General features: G+C 62.6%; 21 protein-coding genes. 19 read left to right on the top strand and 2 right to left on the bottom strand.

Annotation, left to right across the window (positions count from 1 at the left end):
- Nucleotides 1-29: 29 nt before the first annotated feature.
- From V6E02_RS00520 to V6E02_RS00480, 9 genes are all read left to right on the top strand, one after another.
- Entirely contained in the window at nucleotides 30-5660 is a 5631-nt protein-coding gene (locus tag V6E02_RS00520; protein ID WP_347306098.1) for a glycosyltransferase, read from the top strand.
- Nucleotides 5661-5954: 294 nt separating this feature from the next.
- Nucleotides 5955-6809, top strand: coding sequence for a flagellin N-terminal helical domain-containing protein (locus V6E02_RS00515; protein WP_347306096.1), 855 nt, complete (start codon nucleotides 5955-5957; stop codon nucleotides 6807-6809).
- A gap of 90 nt (nucleotides 6810-6899) precedes the next feature.
- Nucleotides 6900-7277, top strand: coding sequence for a flagellar protein FlaG (locus tag V6E02_RS00510; RefSeq protein WP_347306094.1), 378 nt, complete (start codon nucleotides 6900-6902; stop codon nucleotides 7275-7277).
- 86 nt (nucleotides 7278-7363) lie between these two features.
- A complete protein-coding gene (gene fliD / locus V6E02_RS00505) occupies nucleotides 7364-8725 on the top strand; it encodes a flagellar filament capping protein FliD (protein ID WP_347306092.1) in 1362 nt (453 codons plus the stop codon).
- Between the two features lie 24 nt (nucleotides 8726-8749).
- Nucleotides 8750-9199 (top strand): flagellar export chaperone FliS, encoded by a 450-nt coding sequence (fliS, locus tag V6E02_RS00500; RefSeq protein WP_347306090.1) that lies wholly within the window; start codon nucleotides 8750-8752, stop codon nucleotides 9197-9199.
- 2 nt (nucleotides 9200-9201) lie between these two features.
- The gene (locus tag V6E02_RS00495) at nucleotides 9202-9543 is read left to right on the top strand and encodes a flagellar protein FliT (protein ID WP_347306089.1); all 342 of its coding nucleotides are present in this window, start codon (nucleotides 9202-9204) and stop codon (nucleotides 9541-9543) included.
- A gap of 230 nt (nucleotides 9544-9773) precedes the next feature.
- Nucleotides 9774-10145, top strand: a complete 372-nt coding sequence (locus V6E02_RS00490; protein WP_347306087.1) for a DUF2802 domain-containing protein — start codon at nucleotides 9774-9776, stop codon at nucleotides 10143-10145.
- A gap of 27 nt (nucleotides 10146-10172) precedes the next feature.
- A complete protein-coding gene (fliK, locus tag V6E02_RS00485) occupies nucleotides 10173-11249 on the top strand; it encodes a flagellar hook-length control protein FliK (RefSeq protein ID WP_347306085.1) in 1077 nt (358 codons plus the stop codon).
- Nucleotides 11242-11517 carry an EscU/YscU/HrcU family type III secretion system export apparatus switch protein gene (locus V6E02_RS00480; protein WP_347306083.1) on the top strand — a complete coding sequence of 92 codons (276 nt, stop codon included), beginning with the start codon at nucleotides 11242-11244 and terminating at the stop codon, nucleotides 11515-11517. Before fliK ends, V6E02_RS00480 begins: the two co-directional genes overlap by 8 nt.
- Before the next feature lie 8 nt (nucleotides 11518-11525).
- Here the strand turns inward: V6E02_RS00480 and V6E02_RS00475 are convergent, their stop codons facing one another.
- A complete protein-coding gene (locus V6E02_RS00475) occupies nucleotides 11526-14108 on the bottom strand; it encodes a [protein-PII] uridylyltransferase (RefSeq protein WP_347306081.1) in 2583 nt (860 codons plus the stop codon).
- Nucleotides 14095-14910, bottom strand: coding sequence for a type I methionyl aminopeptidase (gene map / locus V6E02_RS00470; protein ID WP_347306079.1), 816 nt, complete (start codon nucleotides 14908-14910; stop codon nucleotides 14095-14097). The genes V6E02_RS00475 and map overlap by 14 nt, the downstream gene beginning before the upstream one ends.
- A gap of 260 nt (nucleotides 14911-15170) precedes the next feature.
- Between map and rpsB the strand changes: the two genes are divergently transcribed.
- From rpsB to V6E02_RS00420, 10 genes are all read left to right on the top strand, one after another.
- Nucleotides 15171-15917 carry a 30S ribosomal protein S2 gene (gene rpsB / locus V6E02_RS00465; RefSeq protein ID WP_347306077.1) on the top strand — a complete coding sequence of 249 codons (747 nt, stop codon included), beginning with the start codon at nucleotides 15171-15173 and terminating at the stop codon, nucleotides 15915-15917.
- A 74-nt stretch (nucleotides 15918-15991) separates the two neighbouring features.
- Complete coding sequence (gene tsf / locus V6E02_RS00460; protein ID WP_347306075.1) at nucleotides 15992-16870, top strand: translation elongation factor Ts; 879 nt, start codon at nucleotides 15992-15994, stop codon at nucleotides 16868-16870.
- A gap of 4 nt (nucleotides 16871-16874) precedes the next feature.
- A complete protein-coding gene (gene pyrH / locus V6E02_RS00455) occupies nucleotides 16875-17591 on the top strand; it encodes a UMP kinase (RefSeq protein WP_347306073.1) in 717 nt (238 codons plus the stop codon).
- 26 nt (nucleotides 17592-17617) lie between these two features.
- Entirely contained in the window at nucleotides 17618-18181 is a 564-nt protein-coding gene (frr, locus tag V6E02_RS00450; protein ID WP_347306071.1) for a ribosome recycling factor, read from the top strand.
- 9 nt (nucleotides 18182-18190) lie between these two features.
- Nucleotides 18191-18946 (top strand): polyprenyl diphosphate synthase, encoded by a 756-nt coding sequence (gene uppS, locus V6E02_RS00445; protein ID WP_347306069.1) that lies wholly within the window; start codon nucleotides 18191-18193, stop codon nucleotides 18944-18946.
- On the top strand, nucleotides 18939-19766 hold the full coding sequence (locus V6E02_RS00440) for a phosphatidate cytidylyltransferase (RefSeq protein WP_347306067.1): 828 nt from the start codon (nucleotides 18939-18941) through the stop codon (nucleotides 19764-19766). Before uppS ends, V6E02_RS00440 begins: the two co-directional genes overlap by 8 nt.
- A gap of 10 nt (nucleotides 19767-19776) precedes the next feature.
- A complete protein-coding gene (gene ispC / locus V6E02_RS00435; RefSeq protein ID WP_347306065.1) occupies nucleotides 19777-20958 on the top strand; it encodes a 1-deoxy-D-xylulose-5-phosphate reductoisomerase in 1182 nt (393 codons plus the stop codon).
- A complete protein-coding gene (gene rseP, locus V6E02_RS00430; RefSeq protein WP_347306063.1) occupies nucleotides 20955-22292 on the top strand; it encodes an RIP metalloprotease RseP in 1338 nt (445 codons plus the stop codon). The genes ispC and rseP overlap by 4 nt, the downstream gene beginning before the upstream one ends.
- Nucleotides 22293-22296: 4 nt before the next feature.
- On the top strand, nucleotides 22297-24573 hold the full coding sequence (gene bamA / locus V6E02_RS00425) for an outer membrane protein assembly factor BamA (protein WP_347306061.1): 2277 nt from the start codon (nucleotides 22297-22299) through the stop codon (nucleotides 24571-24573).
- 10 nt (nucleotides 24574-24583) lie between these two features.
- On the top strand, nucleotides 24584-25090 hold the full coding sequence (locus V6E02_RS00420; protein WP_347306059.1) for an OmpH/Skp family outer membrane protein: 507 nt from the start codon (nucleotides 24584-24586) through the stop codon (nucleotides 25088-25090).
- Nucleotides 25091-25108 lie beyond the last annotated feature (18 nt).

Genomic DNA, 25108 nt, shown 5'->3' with positions numbered 1-25108 from the left:
AGCGGTGGCCCTGTTAGTGAGGACGTGATATGCCGAACGGAAATAACCCAGGATATTTTCTCCATACACCCGGCCGGCTCAGCCGCGGGGCCGTGCTGGACGTGGGACTGAAATGCGTCCACTCCTGCAAGTTCTGCTACTACAGCTATCTCGACGGTAGCGACGATCAGTTCCGTGGCATGCGCCGTGCAGAGTTCCGCACGCTTGAGGAGTGCAAGGAGATCCTCCGCCTGCTTGCCGCCCAGGGGTTCGTGAACTTCGACTTCACGGGCGGCGAGCCCACACTGCATCAAAACATCATCGAGATTACGCGCTACGCCCATCAGGAACTTGGACTCAAAGGGCGCATCATCACTCTCGGCCAGTACCTCATGCGGCGCATGAAAAACTGCCAGAACGAGCGGCTCATAGACGACCTGCTCGAGGCGGGGCTGGTGAATTTTCTCTTTTCCATGCATGCCGTCGACGAGGCGTTGTTCGAAAGACTGACTGGCGAATCATGGGAAAGACAGCGCCGCGCCATGGAGTATCTCGACGAAAAGGGTTTCCAGTTCACGAGCAACACCACGGTTGTCGATTGGAACTACCGCCATCTGCCGGACATTGCGCGGGAGATCCTGCGGCACGGCATCTATCTGCACAATTTCATCATCATGAATGCCTATTACGAATGGAACCGCGACGGGCGCGCTTTTGGCGTGCAGGCGCGCTATAGCGACATCCATCCGTACCTCAGCGAGGCGGTGGCGATTCTTGAGTCGAACGATGTGGCCGTCAATATCCGCTACGCGCCCTTGTGTGCAGTGCGCGGCATGGAAAAGAACTTGGTCGGGATGCTTGGCGTGCGGTACGACCCCTATGAATGGATGAATGCGGCCGGCCATTTTGGCGGTACGCCAGCACAGTGTGCCGCGAGGCTTCCGGTGCGCGAGGGCGGGATTGAGGACTATTTGACCTTCCGCCCCACGCAGGCACAGCACGACAACGGTGTACGGGTGACTGGCGTACGTGGGGCGAATCTCAAGCACTTCGGCGAACCATGCGCCCGTTGCGGGGCGCGCGAGGTCTGTGACGGCATCGACCCGAACTATCTTAAGAACCACGGGCCGGACGAATTCGTTCCGTACGACACGCCCGAGCGCGCGCCGCTGCACCGCGCGCGTTACACCTACATCATGCCGTTTTTGGTCAAGACCGAGCCCTACGCCGACATGAAGGCGGTGGTGAAGGAGGCCTTTGCCGCCTGGCGCAAGCTCGCCGATGGGGCAGACCGGGTTGATGTCGAGGAGGGCAGGCGGTCGGCGGCTGCCCTCCCAGGGGCAGCGTTGGAGGCGACCGCGGCGCTTTCCGATAGTCTGTGCTCGCCCAAGGTCTCGGTGGTCATCACTTGTTACAACTACGGGCGCTATCTGAGCGAGGCCGTAGGCAGCGTACTTGCGCAGACCTTTCGAGACTTTGAAATCATCATCGTGGATGACGGCTCCACGGACGATACTCCGCAAGTGTGTGAACGTCTTGTGGCAGACTGCCGTCAGGTGGCGATTAGGGTTATCCGGCAGCCGAACTCGGGCCAGCCTGCACACGCGCGCAACCGTGGCATTCGAGAAGCACGCGGTCAATACATCCTTTGCCTCGATGCCGATGACATGATCGCGCCGACTATGCTCGAGCGCTGTGTTGCCGCGCTCGAGGCAGACCCCACCGTGGCTATTGCCTACACCGACCGAGTGGACTTCGATGGGGTCACCGAACTCGTCAAAGCCGCGCCTTATGATCCGGTGCGGCTACCCTATCAGAATCATATCTCGTACTGCGCGCTCTACCGACGCTGCGTGTGGGAGGATGTGGGTGGCTACCGCGACAACGTCAAAGGTTGCGAGGACTGGGACTTCTGGGTGGCCGCCTGCGCGCGCGGTTACTACGGGCGCTATATCCCGGAGCCGCTCTTCCTCTATCGCCGGCACGACACCGGGCTCTACCAGCATGCGCTCGCGCACTTTGAGGAAAAGCGCGCGCAGATCATGCTCAACAACCCGACCCTCTATCGCGCCGAGGATCTCGCCTGGGCGCGCGCGACCTTGGCGCGCCAGGCTGCGGCGCAGCAGCCGCTGGCTTTGCACCACGACCCAGGCGGGCCGCTGGTGACTGTCATCATTCCTACGCACAACCGAGCGCGCCTGCTCGCCGATGCGCTCGCCTCGCTCGTGGCCCAGGACTATCCGAACTGGGAAGGAATCGTGGTCAACGACGGCGGCGAGGACGTCGCGGCGATCGTCGCCGCCGCCGACCCCGAGCGCAGCCGCCTGCGTTATTTCTGCCATCCGCGCTCGCTCGGTCCTGGCGCAGCCCGTAACACGGCACTAAAGTTCGCGCGCGGCGAGATCGTCTGTTATCTCGATGACGATGACCTCTGGCGGACCGATCACTTATCGACCGTGGTCGCAGCTTTGCATGAGGACGGGTGCGACTTTGTCTACACCGATGCCGTTCTCGTTCCGGAGCGCATTGAACCGGACGGCCAGCGCACGGTACTTGGCGCCGGGCACAATCCGTACGCTCACCTAGATTTCTCACGGGAGCGGCTGCTGGTGGCCAACTATATTCCGATCTGTACTTGGGCACATCGCTGGGAACTCGTGCGTCAGGCTGGTCTCTTCGACGACCGATTACCGGTGCTCGAGGATTGGGAATATCTCATACGGTTGGCGCGCTATTCGCGCCCAAAGCATCTGGCACATACATCGGTCGAAGTGCGAGTGCGCGAAGGTTTACAGCAACAACGCACTGGGTTGGGTCAGGAGCACCTTGCCGTGACTTGGCGCGACATCTACGAGCGCAGCCGAGATCTGGCCGACGAACTTACCGCACGGGCACGTACCGAGCGCTTGGCGCTGGTCGAGGCTGGCTACGTGAGACCTACGGGTGCGATAACGAGATCCGACGCATTGCGCGGCGAAACTGAACGGTACCAAATCTGGCGCAGCAAACACGGCTTGCAAGAAATCGATGGCGAGTTGTTTGCCGAGCGCATGATGACCAAATGGGGTAACCAGCCGGAGTTTGTTTGTCTGGTCGTGGTTGGGGGAAATGAGTTGGGGCTACTCGCGGACACGGTAGATTCCTTAGCGCTGCAACTGTATAAAAATTGGCGACTTATTGTCGTAGCGCCCGTGCCCTCACCAGACCCAGCATTTAACACGATTCCTCAGCTGGTGTGGATTCAGGCGGGCACAGTTTCCGAGCGCAAGCGAGCAGTGGATGTCGTATTGGCGGGTTTGTCGCAAGCGTGGCTTTGGTGCCTTCTTCCTGGGGCGCGACTCGAGCCCCATGCAATGCTCCGGATGGGTGATTACATCAACTCGAGAATGAACTGGCGCCTCATTTATAGCGACCATGACCGGAGTGGGCACGATGGTGGGATGACAGAGCCCTGGTTCAAGCCAGACTTCAACTTGGATTTGCTCCGCTCCATGGACTACATCGGTCCCTTCACGGTTCGCGCCGATACCGTGCTTGAGGCTGGTGGTTATTCCACTCTGGAAGGTGCCGAAACCTATGACTTGGCCCTGCGCGTGCTCGACCGAGTGGGAGAGGAGGCTATTGGACACATTGCCGATGTCCTCGTTCATCTGCCGGAAACAGGGATGCTCACCAAAAGCGACGAGGCAGCGATGGAGGCTGTCCGCGCCCATTTGCGCCGGGCTGGAATTGCGGGCGAAGTGACTCCGGGTTACATCCCTGGCACGCATCGCGTGACGTACGCACATGCAGAGCAACCCTTGGTTTCCATCATCATTCCGAACCGGGACAAGCTAGAGTTTCTCAAGCCGTGCGTGGAAAGCCTCTTGGCAAAGACGAGCTATCCCTACTACGAAGTGATCATCGTCGATAACCAAAGCACTGACCCTGACGTGCTGGATTATTACCGCGAGCTGGAAAAGACCCACGGCGAGCGGGTGCGCCTGCTGTCCTATGACGCACCGTTCAATTTTTCCGCCATGAACAACCTGGCGGCTCGGCAGGCAAAGGGCGACTATTTGCTACTTTTGAACAACGATACCCAAATCGTTCAGCCGCAATGGTTGGAACGCATGTTGAACTACGGCCAGCGGCCAGAGGTGGGAATCGTCGGGGCGAGGCTAGTTTATCCCGAGACAGGCAAGTTGCAACACGCTGGTGTCGTGCTGGGTCTTCACGGCGTTGCTGATCATCCTTTCAACGGCAGACTGGGCCTGAATGACCCGGGTTACATGAAACGTGCCCTCGTCGATCAAAACTATTCGGCGGTCTCCGCGGCCTGCATGCTGGTACGGAAAACCGTGTACCAGCAGGTCGCGGAAATGGATGAAGATCATCTGAAAGTGTTGTTAAACGACGTCGATCTTTGCTTGAAGGTTGGGCGCGCAGGCTACAAGGTCGTCTGGACCCCGTATGCTACGGTGGTGCACCATGGGTCGAGCAGCATCAAGAGCGCTGGGGTCGATCTTATGAAACTTGCCACTGACTACGCGCGTGCCGAGCAGGAACGGGCTGTGATGCTGGAGCGTTGGCTGCCAGTCTTGGCCACCGATCCTGCCTACAACCGCCATCTCAGCTTGTTGCCACCCGGGTATGAAGTGGAAAGCACGCTGGTCATCGACTGGGACCCGAATTTTCACGACCGGCCCCGCTTGTTGGGCTTGCCGCTAGCCGGCGGTTCCGGGGAGTACCGTATCATTGGCCCGTTCCGCGCCCTGAGCCGGGCCGGGCTCGCCCATGGTGACGTCGTTCAAGGTGGCAAATATTTCGAGAGCAGGGTGGTTTGGCCCGTCGAGCTGGCGCGTGCCCAGCCCGACACCTTCGTATTGCATGCCACGCTCGGAGATGCGCACCTGAAGGCCATGCACCAATACCGGCAATACAATAAAGACGTGCTACTCGTCTTCTCGCTGGACGATCTGGTGACGGAACTGCCTCCCGAGAACTCTTTCCATCGGCATATGCCGCGCGACGTCAAACCCCGTTTACGCAAAGCGCTGTCCCTCTCCGATCGGGTGGTGGTTAGTACCGAGCCTATCGCAAACTTATGCCGGACTATGCACGAGGATGTGCGCGTCCTGCCTAACCGCTTGGAAAACGCGATCTGGGGGCATCTCACGTCACGGCGCCGCGTGGGGCGAAAACCCCGCGTGGGCTGGGCGGGTGCGCAGCAGCACGCCGGGGATCTAGCTCTCATAGCCGATGTGGTAAAAGCGACCGCCCAAGAAGTGGACTGGGTGTTCTTTGGCATGTGTCCCGACGCGCTCCGTCCTCACGTACGCGAGTATCACGATTTTGTCGTTTCCTTCTATGACTATCCCGCCAAGCTGGCGAGCCTGGACCTGGATCTGGCCGTGGCACCCCTTGCCATCAACGCCTTCAACGAAGCCAAGAGCAATCTGCGCCTGCTGGAATACGGCATCCTAGGATGGCCTGTGGTGTGCACCGACATCCATCCCTATCGCGACGCACCGGTGAAACGGGTTCCGAACACCACCGAGGCCTGGGTCGAAGCCATCCGCGAGCGCATTCATGACCTTGATGCCGCGCAAGCGGAAGGTGACGAACTTCGAGAATGGGTACGCCGGCACTACCTGCTGGAAAACCATCTGGATGAATGGCTGCGCGCCTTGACCCGGTAGCGTTGACTCCCAGTCTCAGTAGCGGGCTTTCCCCACAGGGATACATCGCGCATTCTCGGCGCGGAGAGGCCAGCAGTAGGCAAACAAAGGGCTCCAGAAGCCGACTTCCCTGCGCGCCTTGTCAGCGCCGTGAAAAACAACCCGTAGGGGAGGTCTGTAGTGAACTCCGCACGATGCGCTGGCTCGCCCTAAAGTTCAAGTCGCAAGCGCCGTTAAAGGCCATGACGGCAGCGCGAGTGGCGCGCCAGCCGTGCCCGCCGCCATGCGGGATGACCTGTATAAGGAGATCGAAAAATGGCTCTGATCGTCAACACCAACATCGCGTCCCTGAACGCTCAGCGCAACCTAGCCACCAACAGCAGCCAGCTGGCGGTAACCCTGCAGCGGCTGTCTTCCGGCCTGCGGGTCAACAGCGCGAAGGATGATGCTGCAGGCCTCGCCGTGTCGGAGGCCTTCACCGCCCAGATTCGGGGCAATAATCAGGCGATCCGCAATGCCAACGACGGCATTTCCCTGGGGCAGACCGCGGAAGGCGCCCTGCGCCAAATTGCCCGCAACGTGCAGCGGATTCGTGAGATCGCCGTGCAGGCGGCCAATGGCACCTTGAGCGATACCAACCGCAAGCAGCTACAGAAAGAGGTGGACCAGCTCACTCAGGAAATCTCGCGTATCGTCCAGACCACCTCCTTCAACGGCACCCTGCTGCTGTCTGGCGCTTCGACCCTCACGTTCCAGGTGGGCGCATCCGGAACAGCGGATAACCAGGTGAGCGTGAGCACCACCAACCTGGCGGTGAATGGTTCGGCTGGCCTCTGGACTTACAGCGGCAGCCTGAGCGCGACAGGCGTCATCGATGTCACTACCCAGGCCAATGCCTCAGCGGCCTTGGCCAACCTGGATGCGGATATTTCCCAGATTTCCACCATTCGCTCCACTTTCGGCGCGGTGCAGAACCGCTTTGAGGCGGTGATCGCCAACCTGCAAAACTACGTGGAGAATCTGGAAGCCTCCCGCAGCCGTATCATGGATGCGGACTTCGCGGCCGAGACCGCGGCGCTTACCCGCGGACAGATCCTGCAGCAAGCGGGTACGGCAGTGCTGGCCCAGGCCAACGCCCTGCCGCAGACGGCGCTGACGCTGCTGCGGTAAATCCGGAACAGCGGACGACCGAAACGGGAGGGCCTCGCGCTGGCGCGAAGTCCTTCCCGCTCGGCTCCCCGCACGAACGGAGGGTAGGCCATGTCCAACGGTTCCATCTCCCCCTTGGGTCCGGGGATGCGGATGGGTGGTGTTTCAGGGGCGGCGCCAAACGTCTCGCCCGAGACGCCGCCACCTATGCCGCCTCCGGCGACCACACTACTGCTTCCCGCGCCTGGACAGAGGCAACAAGCCGACGCCCAGGTGGTGAAGCAGGCGGTCGAGCGCATCAATGCCTTCATCCAGTCCGCCCAAAGCGACTTGAAAATTTCGGTGGACCAGGACACCGGAATGGTAGTGGTGAAGGTGGTGGATCGGGAAAGTGGCGAGGTCATCCGCCAAATCCCACCGGAAGAGGCGCTCACCATCGCCAAACACCTGGATTCGGCACAGGGTGTGCTGTTCCGATCAAAGGTTTGATTGGCTGAGATCTAGGCAAGTCGTTTGGCATGGCGCGCGAGCGCCATGCCATCCATCGGAGCAAACAGGCAAGACAGGAGCGTGTCATGGCGATTTCATCTGCCGGTATCGGTTCCAATCTGGACGTGAACGGGCTGGTTTCCCAGCTCATGGCCATCGAGCGCCGGCCCCTGAATGTCCTCGACCAGAAGAAATCCCTGCTCACCAGCGAGATTTCCGCTTACGGCAAACTGAAAAGCGATCTCGCCGCCTTGCAAAGCGCCATTGGCGCACTCAAGGACAGAACCGATTTCCAGGTGTTCAAGGCGATACCGGCTACTGATGTTTATTTCACCGCCACGGCGGACGCCACTGCGCTACCGGGCACCCATTCCATCACTGTGACCCAGCTTGCGCAGGCGCAGAAGCTCGTCTCGGGCGCGTTCGCCGACACCAATACGACGCAGGTGGGCTTAGGCACGCTCACTCTGAGTAACGGCACAAATAGCTTCACGGTCACCATCGACAGCAGCAATAACACGCTGGCGGGCATTGCCAATGCCATCAACTCCGCCACCGGCAACTTTGGTGTATCTGCCACGTTGCTCAACGATGGCACGGGTTACCGCCTGGTACTGTCGCCCAACGATACCGGCGCGGCCAAAGCCATCACAGTGGCGGTGACCGATACGGGCGATGGCAACAATACCGACAATCTCGGGCTTTCTCGCCTATCCTACGTGGCCGGCGGGCAAAACCTCACCCAGACCGTGGCAGCGCAGGATGCCGTGTTGACCGTCGATGGGCTGACGGGCATTACAAGTGCCTCCAACAGCGTAAGCGGCGTCATCCAGGGCGTAACCCTCAATCTCAAGGCCGTGGGCAGTACTCAACTGACGGTGGCGGTGGATCGGGACGCCATCACCGCCAAGGTGAACGATTTCATCAATGCTTACAACAAGCTCGTCAGCGATATGGATGAGCTGCACCAAAAAGGCGGCACCTTGGAGGCGCAAAACACGGTGCTCACCATCCAGTCCCAGATTCTGGGTGTGTTCAATGCTTCGGTGAACCTGCCCGGGAATGATTTCAACTATCTCGCCCAGATCGGCATCAGCCTCCAGAAGGACGGCAAGCTTGCGCTCAACAGTGCCGACTTCAATGCCGCGGTGAGCAACAAGCTCGATAGCGTCATCAACCTGCTGACGGACAACACCCAGGGCTTTGCCCAGCGTCTGTTTACGCAGCTTGACAATCTACTCCAGACGAACGGCGTGCTGGATGCGACCACGCAGAGTCTGAACGCGAGCATCTCCGACATCGAGCAACGCAAGGCTCAGCTCCAGGTACGCTTGGACGCCATGGAACAACGCCTGCGCGCCCAGTTCGCCGCGCTCGATGCCATGCTGGGCAGCATGCAACAGACCAGCAGCCAGCTTTTGCGCGCGCTCTCTTCACTCCCTCGCTGACCCAGGAAAGGACGGATAACCACCATGAACACGATGAATCGGGCGCTCACTGCCTATACGGACGTGGATCTGCAGACCGCCGTCGCCACAGCAAGCCCCGTGCAGCTCATCGTGCTGCTCTATGACGGTGCGCTGGCCGCCCTCGCCTCGGCCAAGGGCCGCATGCAGGAAATGAAACTGGCCGAAAAAGGGGCGCTGATTTCCAAGGCCATCGGCATCGTGGAAGGCCTGCGGTCGGTCTTGGATCATGAGAAGGGTGGGGAGATCGCCCGCAATCTCGAGGCCCTTTACGACTACATGAAGCGGCGGCTGGCCAGCGCCAACCTCAGGAACGATCCGGCGGGGCTGGACGAGGTGATGGGCCTATTGGGCAACCTGCGCGAAGCCTGGGTGGCACTCGCCGCGCGCGAGCGCCAGCAGCTTCCCGTCGCCCAGATGGCGGAAGCGCCTGCCGGCCTGAGTCTAAGGGCTTGACCATGGACGCTCGCCAAGCCCTCGCCCAGTACCGCGCCATCCTGGAGACCACGCGGCGCATGCTGGCTGCCGCCCAGGCGGGGCACTGGGACGTGCTCATTGAGCTGGAACGGGCGCGTAGGGCCGCGGTCGACGCGCTCACCAGCACAGACCTGGATTTCGGCGCCTGCGCCGCCGAGAAAGATGCCTGTATCCACGCGATTGTCGAGGCTGACCAGGAAATCACTCGTCTCAGCCAGACCTGGATGGCCGAGATGCAGGACATCTTGGCCACCCTGCGTGCCCAGCGTCAGCTTGCCGTGGCCTACCAGAGCGCCCCTGGCGGCTGGCAAGCATCACCATGAGTGGGGAGCGGTTGGCTACGCCTACGCCCCTGGGGCAGGTACCAGACCTGCTCCCCGTCAAGCCGGAGCGCATGCCGCGCCGACCCGAATGGCCGCGTCAGCGTCAACGCCGCCGTCAACCGTCGTCCGAGCCGTCCAGGCCACGCGTGCCAGCCGACCACATAGACGATTACGCCTGATGGGAGGCGAGCATATAATCCTGCAACGAAGCAGTGTAGGAGGAAGCCGTCATGGAAGGCGCATTCGTTCTCACCTGGAAAGAAGTCCTGATCGGCGCGATGGTGATCCTGGGTGTGTACATCGCCGAGCTGCTGCTTCTCATGTATTCCTCGCGCGGGCAGGGCGGTGGACTGTGGCGGCGGGGCACGCAGGCGCGCGAACTCATGGAGCTCAAGCGCGAGCTGGCCGAGCTGCGGGAACGTCTGAATCGCCTCGAGCAGGCCTCGAGCCGTGCCCCCGAAGAAACGCCTGCCACCCCCTACACCAAGGCGTTCCATTTGGCCAAGCAGGGGCTGGACGTGGCCGAGGTGGCCGCCTCCTGCGGCATTTCCCGCGCGGAGGCCGAGCTCATCGTCGCCATGCAGCGGGGTGGTCACCTCTGAACCTCCCTCGCGGGCAGGGAGTCGCGCATGCCGGTCAATGACGTCCTCGCCCAGCTCCAGCAGTTGCTTCGCGGCGCCACACCCCTGGTGGAAGGAGCGGAGCGGCTGCCCGAAACTTTCCTCAAGCTCACGCCGGGGCAGCAGGTGAGTGGGACGGTGCTCTCGCAGCAACCCAGCGGCCGGTTTCTGGTCCAGGTCAATGGCCAGCACCTGGATCTCAACCTGCCCCGCGACACCCAGCCTGGGGCCCAGGTGACGCTGCGCTTCTTGGCGAGCGAGCCGCGCTTAACCTTCGTGCTGGTCCATGAAGCCGGCCAAGCCCGCCCCGCGGTCAATCTCAGCGATGCCGCACGCCACATCGGCGCCTTGCTCGCCCGCGCGAACAGCCTCACCGGGGCGGGCGCGGCCACGGCTGCGAGCGTGCCGGTGGTCGATGCACCGCCCACCGATCCCCAGAAACTCGCCCTGGCCCTGAAGACCAGCTTGAGCGAGAGTGGGCTATTCTACGAGGCCCACCAGGCGCAATGGGTGTCGGGGGAACGCAGCCTCGCTGCGTTGTTGCGCGAACCCCAAGCCCAGCTCTCCCAGCCGCGCGCCTTTGCCCTGGCCCAGGATCAAGTCGCGAAAAGCCCGTTGTCGGCTGCCTCGAGCCCAGCCACGCCCCTGCCGGCCGCACAGGGTCCCGACGGGGTGGGCGCTGGAGGCGGCGCGCAGCCGGCGCCAGCGCCTCGCGAGCCGGTGCATCCCCAGACCGCACCCCTGGTGCAGCAGCAACTGGAGACCCTGGATACGCGTCAGATCGTCTGGCAAGGCGAGGCTTGGCCTGGCCAGACGCTACGCTGGGAAATAGAGGAGCGCGAAGGGGGAAGCGAGCATGGCGCGCCTGCGGAGCGCCAGTGGTTCACCCGTCTCGCCCTCACCCTACCGCTTCTGGGGGAAGTGCAGGCGCGGCTGCGTCTCGATGCCCTGGGCGTTCACGTGGAGCTGGTCGTCCAAGAGGCTCACACCCGCGCAAGGCTCGCGCGGGCGGCAGACGACCTGCAGGCGGGGTTTGCACGGGCCGGGCTCACCCTGGCCCGGTTCCAGGTGGCGGGCGATGGCTAAACCGGATCCGCGCCCCAGTGCGGTTGCCCTCGCCTATCGGGATGGCATGGCTGCGCCCCGGGTAGTGGCCAAGGGACGGGGCGTGCTTGCCGAGGCCATCATCGAGCGGGCCCGTCAGGCCGGGGTTTACGTGCACGAATCGCCGGCACTGGTGGCGCTTCTGATGCAGGTGGATCTGGACGAACAGATTCCGCCCGAACTGTACCTGGCCGTGGCCGAGCTGCTCGCCTGGCTATATCGGCTGGAACAGGCGCAGGCCGCCGGTTGATGGGCGCCTCAGCCGCGCAGGGCGGCGATCAGATCGGCCTGCAGTTGCACCACTTGCCGTGGGTGGTCGAGCCGTTCGTCATCGGCCCGCACCAGGAAGGTATCCTCCGCGCGCTCACCCAGGGTGGTGATCTTGGCCATGTGTAGTCGAATACCGTGGTGGAACAGCACCTGGGCGATACGCGACAAGAGGCCAGGACGGTCGCCCGCCGTCACCGACAGCACGTGATATTGGCCGCGCTCATCCGGTGCAATGCTCACCCGCGGCTCGATGGGGAAATGGCGCACCAGGCGGCTGACACGCCCCGCCAGCGGCGGCTCCGGTGGCGCGGAAGACGCCAGGCGGGCTGCCAACTCGAACTCGATGAAAGGTAACAGGTCGCGGTAGCTTGCGCTTATGCCGCCCAGGTCGAGGATGAGGAAGGTGTCCAGGGCATAGCCGTGAGGCGTGGTATGGATCCTTGCTTCCACCACGTTAAAGTTCATGCGCTCGAAGAAGGCGCAGATGCGGGCGAATAAATCTTCCCGGTCAGGGGTGTAGATCATCACCTGGATGCCTTCTCCGTGAGGGGCGGCGCGGGCGCGCACCAGCGGCGTTGCGCTGTAAAGGGCGCGGGCCAGCATGCGGGTATGCCAAGCGATTTCCTGCGCGCCATGGCGCAGGAAATAGTTCTCCCCCAGCTGCGGCCATACTTCCTGGGGCACTTCCGGCGGCACGGCCGCCCGCGCCAGCAACCGCAACGCTTCCCGCCGGCGCAGCTCCATCTGCACATCCCGGCTCACCATGCCGCCGCTCAGATTGCGCTCAGTGGCGCGGAACAACTCCTCCAAGAGCTTGCCTTTCCACGCGTTCCACACCTTGGGGCTGGTGCCGCGGATGTCGGCCACGGTGAGCAGATACAGGGCCGTGAGCCGGCGCTGCGTCTTGACCCGCGCGGCGAAGGCGGCGATCACCGCGGGGTCGGACAAATCCTGTTTCTGGGCGGTGGTGGACATGGTCAGATGTTCGGCTACCAGCCAAACCACCAGTTCGGTATCTTCCTCCGATAAGCCATGGTCCCGGCAGAACCGCCGTGCTTCGCGCGCCCCCAGGATGGAGTGATCTCCACCCCGCCCCTTGGCAATGTCATGGAACAGGGCCGCGATATAGAGCACCTCCTGGCGCTCGAAGTTGGCGATCAGGCGCGAGCAGAGGGGATATTCGTGGGCGTATTCGGGCAGGGTGAAGCGGCGCAGGTTGCGCACCACCATGAGGATGTGTTCGTCAACCGTATAGACGTGGAACAGGTCGTGCTGCATTTGGCCTACGACGCGGCCAAACACCGGCAAGTAACGCCCCAACACGCCGTACAGATTCATCCGCCGGAGTGCATGGGTCAGGCCGCGGGGGGCGCGCAACATGGCAAGGAAACGGGCCCGGTTTTCCGGTACCCGCCGGAAGGCGGCATCTATGCGGGGAACGGCCCGCACCAGGGCACGCACCGTGGCCGGGCTGAGATCGACGAGATCGGTGCGTTGCTGCAACAGTAGAAAGGCATCCAGAATCGCCGCGGGATGGCGCTCGAATACGTCCGGCGCGTTGATTTCCAGCAAGCCGCGGCGATGGGAGAAATGGGCGTTGATCAGTGCCGGCTCGCCCAGCCGTGGTTCCAGCCGCTCGGACAGGCCGATCAGCAACGCGTGGTTGAAAAGACGCACTTCCTTGGCGGTGCGATAGTAGCGCTGCATGAAGACATCGCTGGCGGCGCGCCCGCCACGCGGCTGGCAAGCCAGCTCGCTGGCAAGAGTCTCCTGGTAATCGAACAGCAGACGGTCCTCGCGCCGTCCCGCGAGGCGGTGCAGACGGATGCGTAGATCTTGCAGGCGTGTCTGAAGGCTCATGATCCGGCGTACCTCGCTGCGACTCAGCAGACCGGCGCGAGCCAGGCCGTGCCAGCCACCGCCCATGCCCAAGGCGCGAGCGATCCAGAGGCAGTTCTGCAGATCTCTCAGGCCCCCGGGGCTTTCCTTGACATTGGGTTCCAGGTTATAGGCGCTGTCCTGGAAACGGGTATGGCGCTGCTGTTGTTCCAGCACTTTGGACGACACGAAGCCTGGCACGTCCAAGGCCTCACGAAAGGCCTGCCGTAAGTTTGAAAAGAGGCGGCGTGAACCCGTGATGCGGCGCGCTTCCAAGAGATTGGTCGCCACGGTCACGTCCCGTCTTGCTTCCTCCAGGCAGGAGGCGATGGTGCGCACGCTGTGGCCTACTTCGAGTCCAACGTCCCAGAAACCGCCCACCAGCCGCTCTAGAGCGGCGGTCAGGCGCGCACCCGGTTCCTCGTGGAGCAGGATCAAGAGGTCCACATCCGAATGGGGAAATTGTTCCCGGCGCCCGAAGCCGCCCACCGCCACCAGCGCCGTTTCACGGGGCGGGGCAGCGGCTTGCCAGAGGCGGATTAGCACCGCATCGAGCAGGTCGCTGTGGGCGCGCAGGTAAGCACCGGGTCGGCCCTGATAGGTCGCGGCGAGTCGCGTGCGCCCTTGCTTGAGGTCCGCACGCAGCGCCGACAGATTCACCGGAAGGAAAGGAAAGGGCTCAGACCGCGACACGGGACAGGCGCGCCGGCTTGGCGGGCGCACCGGCGGAGACCGTGAGCACCTCGTAGCCGGTTTCGGTGACCAGCACAGTGTGCTCCCACTGGGCGGACAGGCTGTGGTCCTTGGTGACGATGGTCCAACCGTCGGCGAGCTGGCGGATGTCGCGCTTGCCGGCATTGATCATCGGCTCGATGGTGAAGGTCATGCCGGGTTTCAATTCCACGCCGGTATGGGGCTTGCCGTAATGCAGCACCTGAGGTTCCTCGTGGAAATTGCGGCCGATGCCATGGCCGCAGAATTCCCGCACCACTGAAAAACCGTGGGCCTGGGCATGGTTCTGAATGGCATGGCCGATGTCGCCCAGATGCTTGCCCGGCGCCACTTCCTCGATGCCCAGCCACATGCATTCGAAGGCCACCTCGCACAAGCGGCGCGCCAGGATGGAAGGTTCGCCCACGTAGAACATGCGGCTGGTATCGCCGTGGAAACCGTCTTTGATGACGGTGACGTCCACGTTGATAATGTCTCCGCTCTTGAGCTTTTTGCTGTCCGAGGGCACGCCGTGGCAGATCACGTGGTTGACCGAGGTACAGACGGAGGCAGGATAGGGCGGATAACCCGGCGGCGCGTAGTTGAGTGGCGCAGGAATGGTGCCCTGCACGTTCACCATGTAATCATGGCATAGGCGGTCGATCTCCCCCGTGGTGACCCCAGGTTTGATAAAGGGCGCGATGTAATCCAGCACCTCCGAGGCCAGCCGGCCGGCAATGCGCATTTTTTCGATTTCCTCGGGGTTCTTGATGGTGATGGGCATGAACGGACGAATAGTTGACGAAAGTGCTTGATTATACCGTCCCGGGGTCCGCGATGCCAAAAAATGCGCTTTCTCTTGAATGAATTAGCTCACCCCCGCTATAATGCGCGGCTTCGCTAGGCTGGGGAGGGCCCCGGTCGCGAAAATTCCCACACCTGCCGTCGTCGCATACGTTGCGGCGGGCCAGAAGGGTGCCGGCGCATGTCGCCGGTGTCGGCCCGGCGGGTGGAGGCTCAACCCTTTGGCTTAGGAGTATTCCCATGTCCGTTACCATGCGTCAGATGCTGGAAGCGGGTGTCCATTTCGGCCACCAGACCCGCTACTGGAACCCCAAGATGGCTCCCTACATTTTCGGGGAGCGGAACAAGATCCACATCATCAATCTGGAAAAGACCCTGCCCCTATACGAGGAGGCGCTCAAGTTCGTGCGCCAGCTGGCGGCCAACAAGGGGACCATCCTGTTCGTCTGCACCAAGCGCCAGGGGCGGGAGATCATCGCCGAAGAGGCCAGCCGTGCCGGCATGCCCTTCGTCAACCATCGCTGGCTGGGCGGCATGCTGACCAACTTCAAGACCGTCAAGCAGTCGGTGAAGCGCTTGCGTGAGATGCAGCAAATGGCCGAGGACGGTACCCTGGACAAGATGGCCAAGAAGGAAGCGTTGGGTTACCGGCGCGAGCTGGAAAAGCTGGAGCGCAGCCTGGGCGGCATCCAGGACATGAGCAGCCTGCCAGACGCCTTGTTCGTCATCGACGTGGGCTATCACAAGGGCGCCGTGACGGAGGCGCGCAAGCTGGGTATTCCAGTGGTGGCCGTGGTGGATACCAACTGCTCACCCGATGGCGTGGACTACGTCATCCCGGGCAACGACGACTCTAGCCGCGCCATCCGGCTCTACGCCCGCGGCCTGGCCGATGCGGTGCTGGAGGGCAAGGCGCAGATCATCAGTGAAATCGTCGGTGGCGAGGAATTCATTGAGGTCGCCGACGCGGAACAGCCCGCCGTCTGAAACAAAGGGGCGCAAGCCCCTTTGTCGTTTCACGCGGACCTTCTCCCCATCGAATCTGTTTTTAGGAGTACACAATGGCTGAAATCACCGCAAGCATGGTGAAGGAACTGCGCGAGCGAACCGGGCTCGGCATGATGGAATGCAAGAAGGCGCTCACCGAGGCCAATGGCGACATGAACAAGGCCGAGGACCTGCTGCGCATCAAAAGCGGCGCCAAGGCCTCCAAGGCAGCGGGCCGTATCGCCGCGGAAGGCGTGATCGGTAGCTACGTCAGCCCGGACGGTAAGATCGGCGCATTGGTGGAGGTCAATTGCGAGACCGACTTCGTGGCCAAGAACGAGGAATTCCTCAACTTTGCCAAGGCGTGCGCCCAACTGGTGGCGGAGCACGATCCCGCCGACGTGGAAGCATTGTCCAAGCTGAAGATGGCTTCCGGTCAGACCGTCGAGGAAGCGCGGCAGGCGCTGATCATGAAGCTGGGCGAGAACATGGCTATCCGCCGCATCGCCCGTTTCGCCACCTCCGGCCGCCTGTCCGTGTATCTCCACGGCAATCGCATCGGCGTGATGGTGGACCTTAACGGCGGCGACGAGACCCTGGGCAAGGACATCGCCATGCACGTGGCGGCATCCAAGCCCATCGCCGTGTCCAAGGAGCAGGTGCCGGCCGAGACCATCGAGCGCGAGCGCGAAATCGCCAAAGCGCGAGCGCTGGAATCAGGCAAGCCGGCCAACATCGTGGATAAAATCGTGGAAGGCAGCGTAGCCAAGTTTCTGGCGGAAGTGACCCTGCTCGGGCAGCCCTTCGTCAAGAATCCGGATCAGAGCGTGGAAGCGCTGCTCAAGTCCAAGGGTGCCACCGTGAATAGTTTCACCCTCTTCATCGTCGGCGAGGGGATCGAGAAGAAGGTCGTGGACTACGCGGCTGAGGTGGCGGCCGCGGCGAAAGTCTGAGCCCATGGCGCTGCGCTATCGGCGTATCCTGCTCAAGCTCTCCGGCGAGGCGCTGATGGGCGAGGGCAGCTACGGCATCGATCGCGTGACCCTGGACGGCATGGCCGCCCAGGTGGCGCGCACCGCCGCTTTGGGGGTGCAGATCGGTATCGTCATCGGCGGCGGCAACATTTTTCGTGGCGTTTCGGCGGGAGCGGCGGGCATGGACCGCGCCCAGGCGGATTACATGGGCATGCTGGCCACGGTGATCAATGCCTTGGCATTACAAGACGCGTTGCGCCGCTCGGGGGTGGACTGCCGCGTGCAGTCGGCCCTCACCATCGAGCAGGTGGCCGAACCCTACATTCGCGGCAAGGCCCTGCGTTACCTGGAGGAGGGCAAGGTGGTGATCTTTGCTGCCGGTACCGGCAATCCCTTCTTCACCACTGACACTGCCGCCGCTCTACGGGGCGCGGAAATGGCTGCCGACATCGTTCTGAAAGCCACCAAGGTGGACGGCGTCTATAGCGCGGATCCTAAGAAAGATCCGCATGCCAACCGTTACCGCACGCTCACCTTTGACGAGGCCATTGGCCGCAATCTCGGCGTGATGGATGCGACCGCCTTCGCCCTGTGCCGAGAGCAGAAGCTGCCGGTGTGCGTGTTCAGCATCTTCAAGCCCGGCGCGTTGGAACGCGTGGTGCGCGGCGAGGACGAGGGCACGCTGGTCACCGTGAGCTGAACCATCGATCGAAAGGGATTGCAGACATGAGTTCCGTTGCCGAAGTGAAGAAACAAGCCGAACAGAAGATGCAAAAGGCCATCGAGGCGCTCAAGTCCGATCTCGGCAAGGTGCGCACCGGCCGCGCCCACACCGGGTTGCTGGATCACATCATGGTGGACTACTACGGCAGCCTGGTGCCGATAAACCAGGTTGCCAATGTCACCCTGGTAGATGCTCGCACCATCGGCGTCACACCCTGGGAGAAAAAGATGCTGCCGGTGGTGGAGAAGGCGATCCGCGAATCCGACTTGGGGCTCAATCCCGCTTCCCAGGGTGACATGATCCGGGTGCCCATGCCACCCCTCACGGAAGAGCGGCGCCGGGAACTGATCAAGGTCGTCAAGCACGAGGGTGAGACGGCAAAGGTGGCGGTACGCAACGCGCGCCGAGACGCCAACAATACGCTCAAGGAGATGGTCAAGGACAAAGAGATCAGCGAGGACGAGGCACGGCGGGCAGAAGACGAGGTACAAAAGCTCACCGACCGCTTCGTGGCGGAAATCGACAAACTGCTTAACGCCAAAGAAGCCGATCTGCTGGCGATCTGAGGCGGGCCCGTGTCCCTCTTGCGCAGCTCTACTCGCGGCATCCCGGAGCCCAGTCGCGTGCCGCGCCATGTGGCCATCATCATGGATGGCAATGGTCGTTGGGCCAAGAATCGCAGGCTGCCGCGCGTGGCGGGGCATCGCAAGGGTGTGGAGACGGTGCGCGAAATCATTCGTGCCTGCATCGAGCGCGGCGTGCAATATCTCACCCTGTTCGCCTTCAGCAGCGAGAACTGGCGTCGACCGCCAGAGGAAGTCTCCCTGCTCATGCAGCTGTTCGTGGTCGCTCTGGAGCAGGAAGTGGCCAAGCTGCACGAGAACGGGATTCGCTTCCGCCTCATTGGCGACGTGTCCCGCTTCGACCCACGCCTGCAGAAACTCATCGCCGATGCCGAGGCCCTCACGGCCGGCAACAACCGACTCACGCTGACCATTGCCGCCAACTATGGTGGACGCTGGGACATCCTGCAAGCCGCCAACCGCATGCTGGCCGAACGTCCAGAACTGATGCACGGCTTCGGCGAGGAGGAGCTCGCCCCCTACCTATGCCTGTCGGATGCGCCGGAGCCGGATCTCTTCATCCGTACCGGTGGCGAGCAGCGCATCAGCAACTTCCTGCTCTGGCAGCTCGCCTATACCGAGCTCTACTTCACCGATACACTCTGGCCCGATTTCGACGCCAAGGCCTTCGATGCGGCCATCGCCTCTTTCCAGAGGCGGGAGCGACGTTTCGGCCGCACCAGCGAGCAGCTTGAGGAAAATGCTTAGGCAGCGGCTGCTCGTCGCGCTGATCTTGATCCCGTTATTCCTGGCGGCGCTGTTTCTGTTGCCGCAATGGGCATGGGCGGTGCTGCTGGGCATCGTGGTCCTGCTCGCCGCGCATGAATGGGCACGTCTGTCCGGCTTTGCGGGCCGCGGCGCATGGGCCTATCTTGCGCTGACGACGCTGATTCTCTTTGGCTGCTACCGGTTGCTGGAAACCGGCCCCACCCTCACCGGTTGGCTGGCAGTCGCGGCCACCCTGTTCTGGCTCGCGGTCGTTCCCTTCTGGCTCGCGCTTGGCTGGCGCGGGCAGGCGTGGCCTGTGCGTGCGCTCACCGGCTGGTTGCTGCTTTTGCCCACCTGGGTGGCCATGCTGGAGTTGCGCTTGGTCGGGCCGGGTCTGGTCTTGTTCATCATGGGCCTGATCTGGCTTGCGGACAGTGCCGCTTATTTCGCGGGCCACCGCTTTGGACGCCACAAGCTCGCGCCCCTCATCAGTCCCGGCAAGACGTGGGAAGGCGTGCTCGGCGCCGTGCTGGCGGGCATGCTCCTGGCATGGTTGGTGGGGGTGTCGAGTCCCAATCTGCTCCTGGCAGGGCATCGGGTGTCGGCGCCGGTCCTGGTCGCGGCCTGCGTGTTCCTGGTGGCGGTGAGTGTGGAAGGCGATTTGTTCGAATCCCACATCAAGCGCGTGGCGGGCGTGAAAGACAGCAGCCACCTCATCCCGGGTCATGGTGGCGTGCTAGATCGCATCGACAGCCAGACCGCCGCGCTACCCGTGTTTCTGCTGCTCGCTTTCGCCTACCTGGGGCGCCTGGGCAATTGACGGGGACACCATGCGGCGACTGACCATCCTCGGCTCCACCGGCTCCATCGGTACCAGCACGCTGGACGTGGTGGCGCGCCATCCCGACCGCTTCCAAGCATTCGCCCTGACGGCGCAGGCACAGTGGCAGCGACTGATGGAACAGTGTCGGCGCTTTCGCCCCGTCTATGCGGTGCTGACCGACAGACAGGCCGCCGAGGCATTGGCACAAGCGCTACGAGAGGAAGACCTCCCCACCCAGGTGCTGGCGGGCGAGGCGGCGCTGGCGCAGGTTGCCAGCGCGCCGGAGGTGGACACGGTCATGGCCGCCATCGTCGGCGCTGCCGGGCTGGTGCCCACCCTGGCAGCGGCGCAGGCCGGCAAACGCATCCTGCTTGCGAACAAGGAGGCGTTGGTGATGTCGGGAGCGCTGTTCATGGAGGCAGTCAAGGCCAACGGTGCCGAATTGTTGCCCATCGACAGCGAGCACAACGCCGTCTTCCAGTGCCTGCCAGGGGACGGCAGGGGACTTGCGGCGCGGGGCGTGCGGCGCATCCTGCTCACCGCCTCCGGCGGGCCGTTTCGCACGCGCGCGCCGGAATCTCTGGAGGGCGTCACGCCGGCCGAGGCCTGCGCCCATCCCAACTGGGTGATGGGTCGCAAGATTTCCGTGGATTCGGCCACCATGATGAACAAGGGGCTGGAGGTGATCGAGGCTTACTGGCTGTTCGACGCCCAGCCAGAGCAGATCCAGGTGGTGATCCATCCCCAGAGCGTGATCCATTCCATGGTGGAATACGTGGATGGTTCGGTGCTGGCGCAGCTTAGCAATCCGGACATGCGCACGCCCATTGCCCACGCGCTCGGCTACCCGGAACGCATCGACAGCGGAGTGGAAGCGCTCGATCTGTTCCGCGTGGCGCGGCTTACCTTCGAAGCGCCCGATCCTGACCGCTTTCCCTGTCTAAACCTTGCTTACCAGGCGCTACGGGCGGGGGGTACGGCCCCCGCGGTGCTCAATGCCGCCAACGAAATCGCAGTGGAGGCCTTTCTTGCGGAAGCATTGCCCTTCCGGCGCATTCCGGCCTTGATCGAGACGGTGCTGGCACGCCTGCCGGTTCAAGCTGCGGACAGTCTCGACACGGTGCTGGCGGCGGACGCGCAGGCACGTGCCCTCGCTCGCCGGCTGCTATCGCAAAGCGAGGTAACATGAGCGTCCTCATCACGCCCATCGCGTTCCTAGTGACCCTGGGGGTGCTCATCGTCGTGCACGAATTCGGCCATTATTTGGCGGCACGTGCCTGCGGCGTGCGCGTGCTGCGTTTCTCGGTGGGATTTGGCCGCCCCCTCTGGGCGCGCCGCTTCTTTCCGGACGGCACCGAATGGGTGATCGCCGCCTTTCCCATCGGCGGCTACGTGAAAATGCTGGATGAGCACGAAGGACCGGTGTCACCGGAGGCGCTGCCGCAGGCGTTCAACCGCCAGCCAGTGTGGCGGCGCATGGTGATCGTGGCCGCGGGGCCGCTGGCCAACTTTCTGCTCGCGTTACTCATCTATTGGGGCCTGTTCCTGCATGGCATGCCTGGCCTGCGCCCGGTGATCGATGCGCCTGCGCCGGGGACGCCGGCCGCCGTGGCGGGGCTTACCAAGGGCGATACGCTGGAAGTCATCGCCGGTGAACCGGTGGCCGTGTGGGACGACGTGCATTGGACACTGCTTTCCCGGCTGGGACGCGCCAGCCAGCTAGAAGTATGGGTGCGCAAGGCCGACGGCCGCCGCGCGGTGTATGTCCTGCGCATCGCCGCCGACGATGGGGCCGACCAGGGGCGCGCGTTTCTTACGCGTCTGGGGCTTGCCCCCGCGCGCTTTCTCCAGCCGCGCATCGGCGAGGTATTGCCAGATTCACCCGCGGCAGCCGCGGGCCTGCAAACAGGAGACTGGGTCGTGGCGGTGAATGGCGAGCCGGTGGACAGCTGGCAGGCCCTGGTGGAAAAGATTCGCCGCCACCCCGGCCAGGCGTTGACTCTGCGCGTACTGCGCGAAGGTCGCAACGTGGAGATCGTGGTCACACCGCGTGCGGAGACAGTACAGGACGAGCGCATCGGTCGCATCGGCGCCAGCGCCTATGCTTTCACCACGGTGCGGCACGGCGTGTTGGGTGCCCTCGTCGCCGGCGCGCGCAAGACCTGGGATGGGGCGGTGTTGAGTGTGCAGCTTCTTTGGAAGATGCTCTGGGGCGAGGTGTCGTGGCGCAATCTGAGCGGACCGGTGGCCATCGCCGACTATGCGGGGCAGACGGCGCAGATGGGCTGGCTGCCTTGGCTACTCTTTCTCGCCCTGCTCAGCGTGAGTCTGGGTGTGCTCAACCTGCTCCCGGTGCCGGTGCTGGATGGAGGGCATTTGTTGTATCATGTCGGCGAAATCATCACGGGACGCCCACCGTCCGAGAAGATTCTCATGCTCGGGCAAAGGATCGGCATGGCGCTCCTGTTCACCCTAATGCTGTTCGCCCTCTACAACGACATCAACCGCTTGCTGGGGCCCTGATCGCATGAGACCTTCCCTCCTGGTGTGGCTGGTGGCAGCGGGACTGAGCCGCGCCGCATTCGCCTTCGAGCCCTTCGTGGTGAAAGACATCCGCGTCGAGGGCATCCAGCGCACCGAGGCAGGAACCGTGTTCAGCTATCTGCCGGTGAAGGTGGGTGAGACCTTCGACGAGGAAAAATCCGCCGCCGCCATCAAGGCCCTGTACGCCACTGGTTTCTTCAGCGACGTGCGCCTGGAGGTGCAGGATGGTGTCCTCATCGTCCAGGTCCAGGAACGGCCCGCCATCGGCCAGATTGATATCTTCGGTGCCAAGGAATTCAGCAAGGACCAGCTTAAGACCGGCCTCAAGGAAGTGGGGCTGGCCGAGTCGCGCATTTTCGACCGGGCGCTGCTGGACAAGGCCGAGCAGGAGCTCAAGCGCCAGTATCTCGCGCGCGGCAAATATGGGGTGGAGATCAAGACTACCGTCACGCCTCTGGAGCGCAATCGCGTGGCGATCCGCTTCGACATCTCGGAAGGGGAGGTGGCCAAGATCCGCCAGATCAACATCGTCGGTGCTCAAGCCTTCCGGGAGAAGGACTTGCTGGAACTGATGAATCTTTCCACGCCCAACTGGCTCTCCTGGTACACCAAGAACGATCAATATTCCAAGCAAAAACTGGCGGGTGATTTGGAGACCCTGCGCTCCTTCTATCTCAACCGGGGCTATATGGATTTCGCCATCGAATCCACCCAGGTGCAGATCACCCCGGACAAGAAAGACATCTACATCACCATCAACATTCACGAGGGGCCACGCTATACCCTGTCCGACATCAAGGTCGCCGGCGAGCTGCTCATTCCGGAAGACGAACTGCGCAAGCTGGTTAAGGTGAAGAGTGGCGAGGTGTTCTCGCGCGAGCGCATCACGGAAACCACCAAGGCGATCAGCGACCGGCTGGGCAACGAAGGGTATGCCTTCGCCAACGTCAACGCCGTACCCGAAGTGGATCGGGAGCGACAGCGAGTAGCCTTTACTTTCTTCATCGATCCCGGTCGGCGTGTCTATGTGCGCCAGGTGCGTATCTCGGGCAACACGCGTACCCGTGACGAGGTGATCCGGCGCGAGATGCGCCAGATCGAGGGCGGCTGGTATTCGGCTGCCAAGATCAACCGCTCCAAAGAGCGCATCGACAAGTTGGATTATTTCAAGGAAGTGAACATCGAAACGCCGGCCGTGCCGGGCACCACGGACCAGGTAGACGTCAACGTGCGTGTGGAGGAAAAACCCACCGGTAGCATCATGGCGGGTGCCGGTTTCTCCAGCGGAGAGGGTCTGATTTTGAGTGGCTCCGTCTCCCAGGCCAACGTGCTGGGATCGGGTAATTTCTTGGCGGTGCAAGCCAACACCAGCAAGGTGAACACGGTCTACGCCCTGTCCTACACCAATCCCTATTACACCGACGATGGCCTGAGCCTGGGCTTCGACATCTATACGCGCAAGGTAGACTCGACTGCCCTGTCGGTCACCACCTACACGACCTCCAGCCAGGGCCTCGGGCTGCGGCTGGGGGTGCCCATCGCGGAAACCGATAGCATCGGCTTTGGCCTCGGTTACGAACATACCAAGTCCACCGTGGACACCACGGCCTCGCCGGTGTATGCACAGTTCGTTTCCACCTTCGGTAACAGCTATTCCATCCTGCGCGGTGATGCCTCCTGGGCGCGGGATACCCGCGACAGCCGTCTCTATCCCATGAAAGGCAGGCTGCAACGGGCCGTGGGCGAGATCGGCCTGCCGGGCGCCGAGCTCAATTACGTGAAACTCACCTATCAGCACCAATGGCTCACACCCCTGTCGCGGGATACGGCGCTTTTGTTGAATGGCGAGGTCGGCTGGGCCAAGGGCCTGCTGGGCGATCCCTTCCCCTTCTTCAAGAATTACTACGCGGGTGGCGTCACCTCGGTGCGCGGCTATAAGGCGGGCACCATCGGGCCCAAGGACAACTTAGGCCAAGCCATTGGCGGCACGCGCCGCATAATAGGCAATGCCGAATATCTCTTCCCCCTGCCGGGTTTGAAAAACGACAAGTCGGCACGCTTAAGCGCCTTCCTCGACGCTGGCGCCGTCTATGGGCCGGACGCCAAGGTGAGCCTGGGCGATCTGCGCTATTCGGCCGGTATCGCTCTGAGCTGGGTGTCACCCGTGGGCCCGCTCAAGTTCAGTCTGGCCAAGGCCTTAAACCCCAAGCCTGATGATAAGACCGAGGTATTCCAGTTCCAGTTGGGTTCCGTTTTCTAGAGAGAGAAGTATGAGAAGCGTCAAGCAGATCATGGCAGTCGCCCTGTTGGTGACCGCAGGTATCACCGGCTCGGTTATGGCGGCAGAGCTCAAGGTGGGCTTCGTAAACGTGGAACGCATCTTCCGCGAGTCGGCGCCCGCCATCCGCGCCAGCAAGAAACTGGAAAAAGAATTTGCTGCACGCGATGCCGAGATCCAGAAAATGGCCAAGCAGTTTCGTGACCTGCAGGCCTATCTGGAAAAGGAGAGTGTCACCCTGAGCGAGACCGAACGCCGCAACAAGGAACGCGAGCTCGCCAATCTCAATCGCGACCTGCAGCGGGCTCAGCGCGAATTTCGGGAGGATCTCAACATTCGTCAGAACGAAGAGCGGGCGGCCTTCCAGGAGCGCGTCAACAAGGCCATTGGTGAGCTGGCGGAGAAGGAAAAATACGACCTCATCCTGCAGGAGGCGGTGTATGTCAGCAACCGCATCGACATCACCGACAAGATCCTGAAGCTACTCGCCGACAAGTGACGCAGCCTGCTTGCGCAA

The organism is Thiobacter sp. AK1, from assembly GCF_039822265.1.
In the GTDB taxonomy this organism is placed as follows: Bacteria; Pseudomonadota; Gammaproteobacteria; order Burkholderiales; family Thiobacteraceae; genus Thiobacter; species Thiobacter aerophilum.
This window is presented reverse-complemented; position numbering and strand designations above follow the sequence as displayed.

Bases quoted from the DNA above. Each gene is read 5' to 3' on its own strand.
- V6E02_RS00520 (WP_347306098.1), top strand. From the start codon at position 30: ATGCCGAACGGAAATAACCCAGGATATTTTCTCCATACACCCGGCCGG.
- V6E02_RS00515 (WP_347306096.1), top strand. From the start codon at position 5,955: ATGGCTCTGATCGTCAACACCAACATCGCGTCCCTGAACGCTCAGCGC.
- V6E02_RS00510 (WP_347306094.1), top strand. From the start codon at position 6,900: ATGTCCAACGGTTCCATCTCCCCCTTGGGTCCGGGGATGCGGATGGGT.
- fliD (WP_347306092.1), top strand. From the start codon at position 7,364: ATGGCGATTTCATCTGCCGGTATCGGTTCCAATCTGGACGTGAACGGG.
- fliS (WP_347306090.1), top strand. From the start codon at position 8,750: ATGAACACGATGAATCGGGCGCTCACTGCCTATACGGACGTGGATCTG.
- V6E02_RS00495 (WP_347306089.1), top strand. From the start codon at position 9,202: ATGGACGCTCGCCAAGCCCTCGCCCAGTACCGCGCCATCCTGGAGACC.
- V6E02_RS00490 (WP_347306087.1), top strand. From the start codon at position 9,774: ATGGAAGGCGCATTCGTTCTCACCTGGAAAGAAGTCCTGATCGGCGCG.
- fliK (WP_347306085.1), top strand. From the start codon at position 10,173: ATGCCGGTCAATGACGTCCTCGCCCAGCTCCAGCAGTTGCTTCGCGGC.
- V6E02_RS00480 (WP_347306083.1), top strand. From the start codon at position 11,242: ATGGCTAAACCGGATCCGCGCCCCAGTGCGGTTGCCCTCGCCTATCGG.
- map (WP_347306079.1), bottom strand. From the start codon at position 14,910: ATGCCCATCACCATCAAGAACCCCGAGGAAATCGAAAAAATGCGCATT.
- rpsB (WP_347306077.1), top strand. From the start codon at position 15,171: ATGTCCGTTACCATGCGTCAGATGCTGGAAGCGGGTGTCCATTTCGGC.
- tsf (WP_347306075.1), top strand. From the start codon at position 15,992: ATGGCTGAAATCACCGCAAGCATGGTGAAGGAACTGCGCGAGCGAACC.
- pyrH (WP_347306073.1), top strand. From the start codon at position 16,875: ATGGCGCTGCGCTATCGGCGTATCCTGCTCAAGCTCTCCGGCGAGGCG.
- frr (WP_347306071.1), top strand. From the start codon at position 17,618: ATGAGTTCCGTTGCCGAAGTGAAGAAACAAGCCGAACAGAAGATGCAA.
- V6E02_RS00440 (WP_347306067.1), top strand. From the start codon at position 18,939: ATGCTTAGGCAGCGGCTGCTCGTCGCGCTGATCTTGATCCCGTTATTC.
- ispC (WP_347306065.1), top strand. From the start codon at position 19,777: ATGCGGCGACTGACCATCCTCGGCTCCACCGGCTCCATCGGTACCAGC.
- rseP (WP_347306063.1), top strand. From the start codon at position 20,955: ATGAGCGTCCTCATCACGCCCATCGCGTTCCTAGTGACCCTGGGGGTG.
- bamA (WP_347306061.1), top strand. From the start codon at position 22,297: ATGAGACCTTCCCTCCTGGTGTGGCTGGTGGCAGCGGGACTGAGCCGC.
- V6E02_RS00420 (WP_347306059.1), top strand. From the start codon at position 24,584: ATGAGAAGCGTCAAGCAGATCATGGCAGTCGCCCTGTTGGTGACCGCA.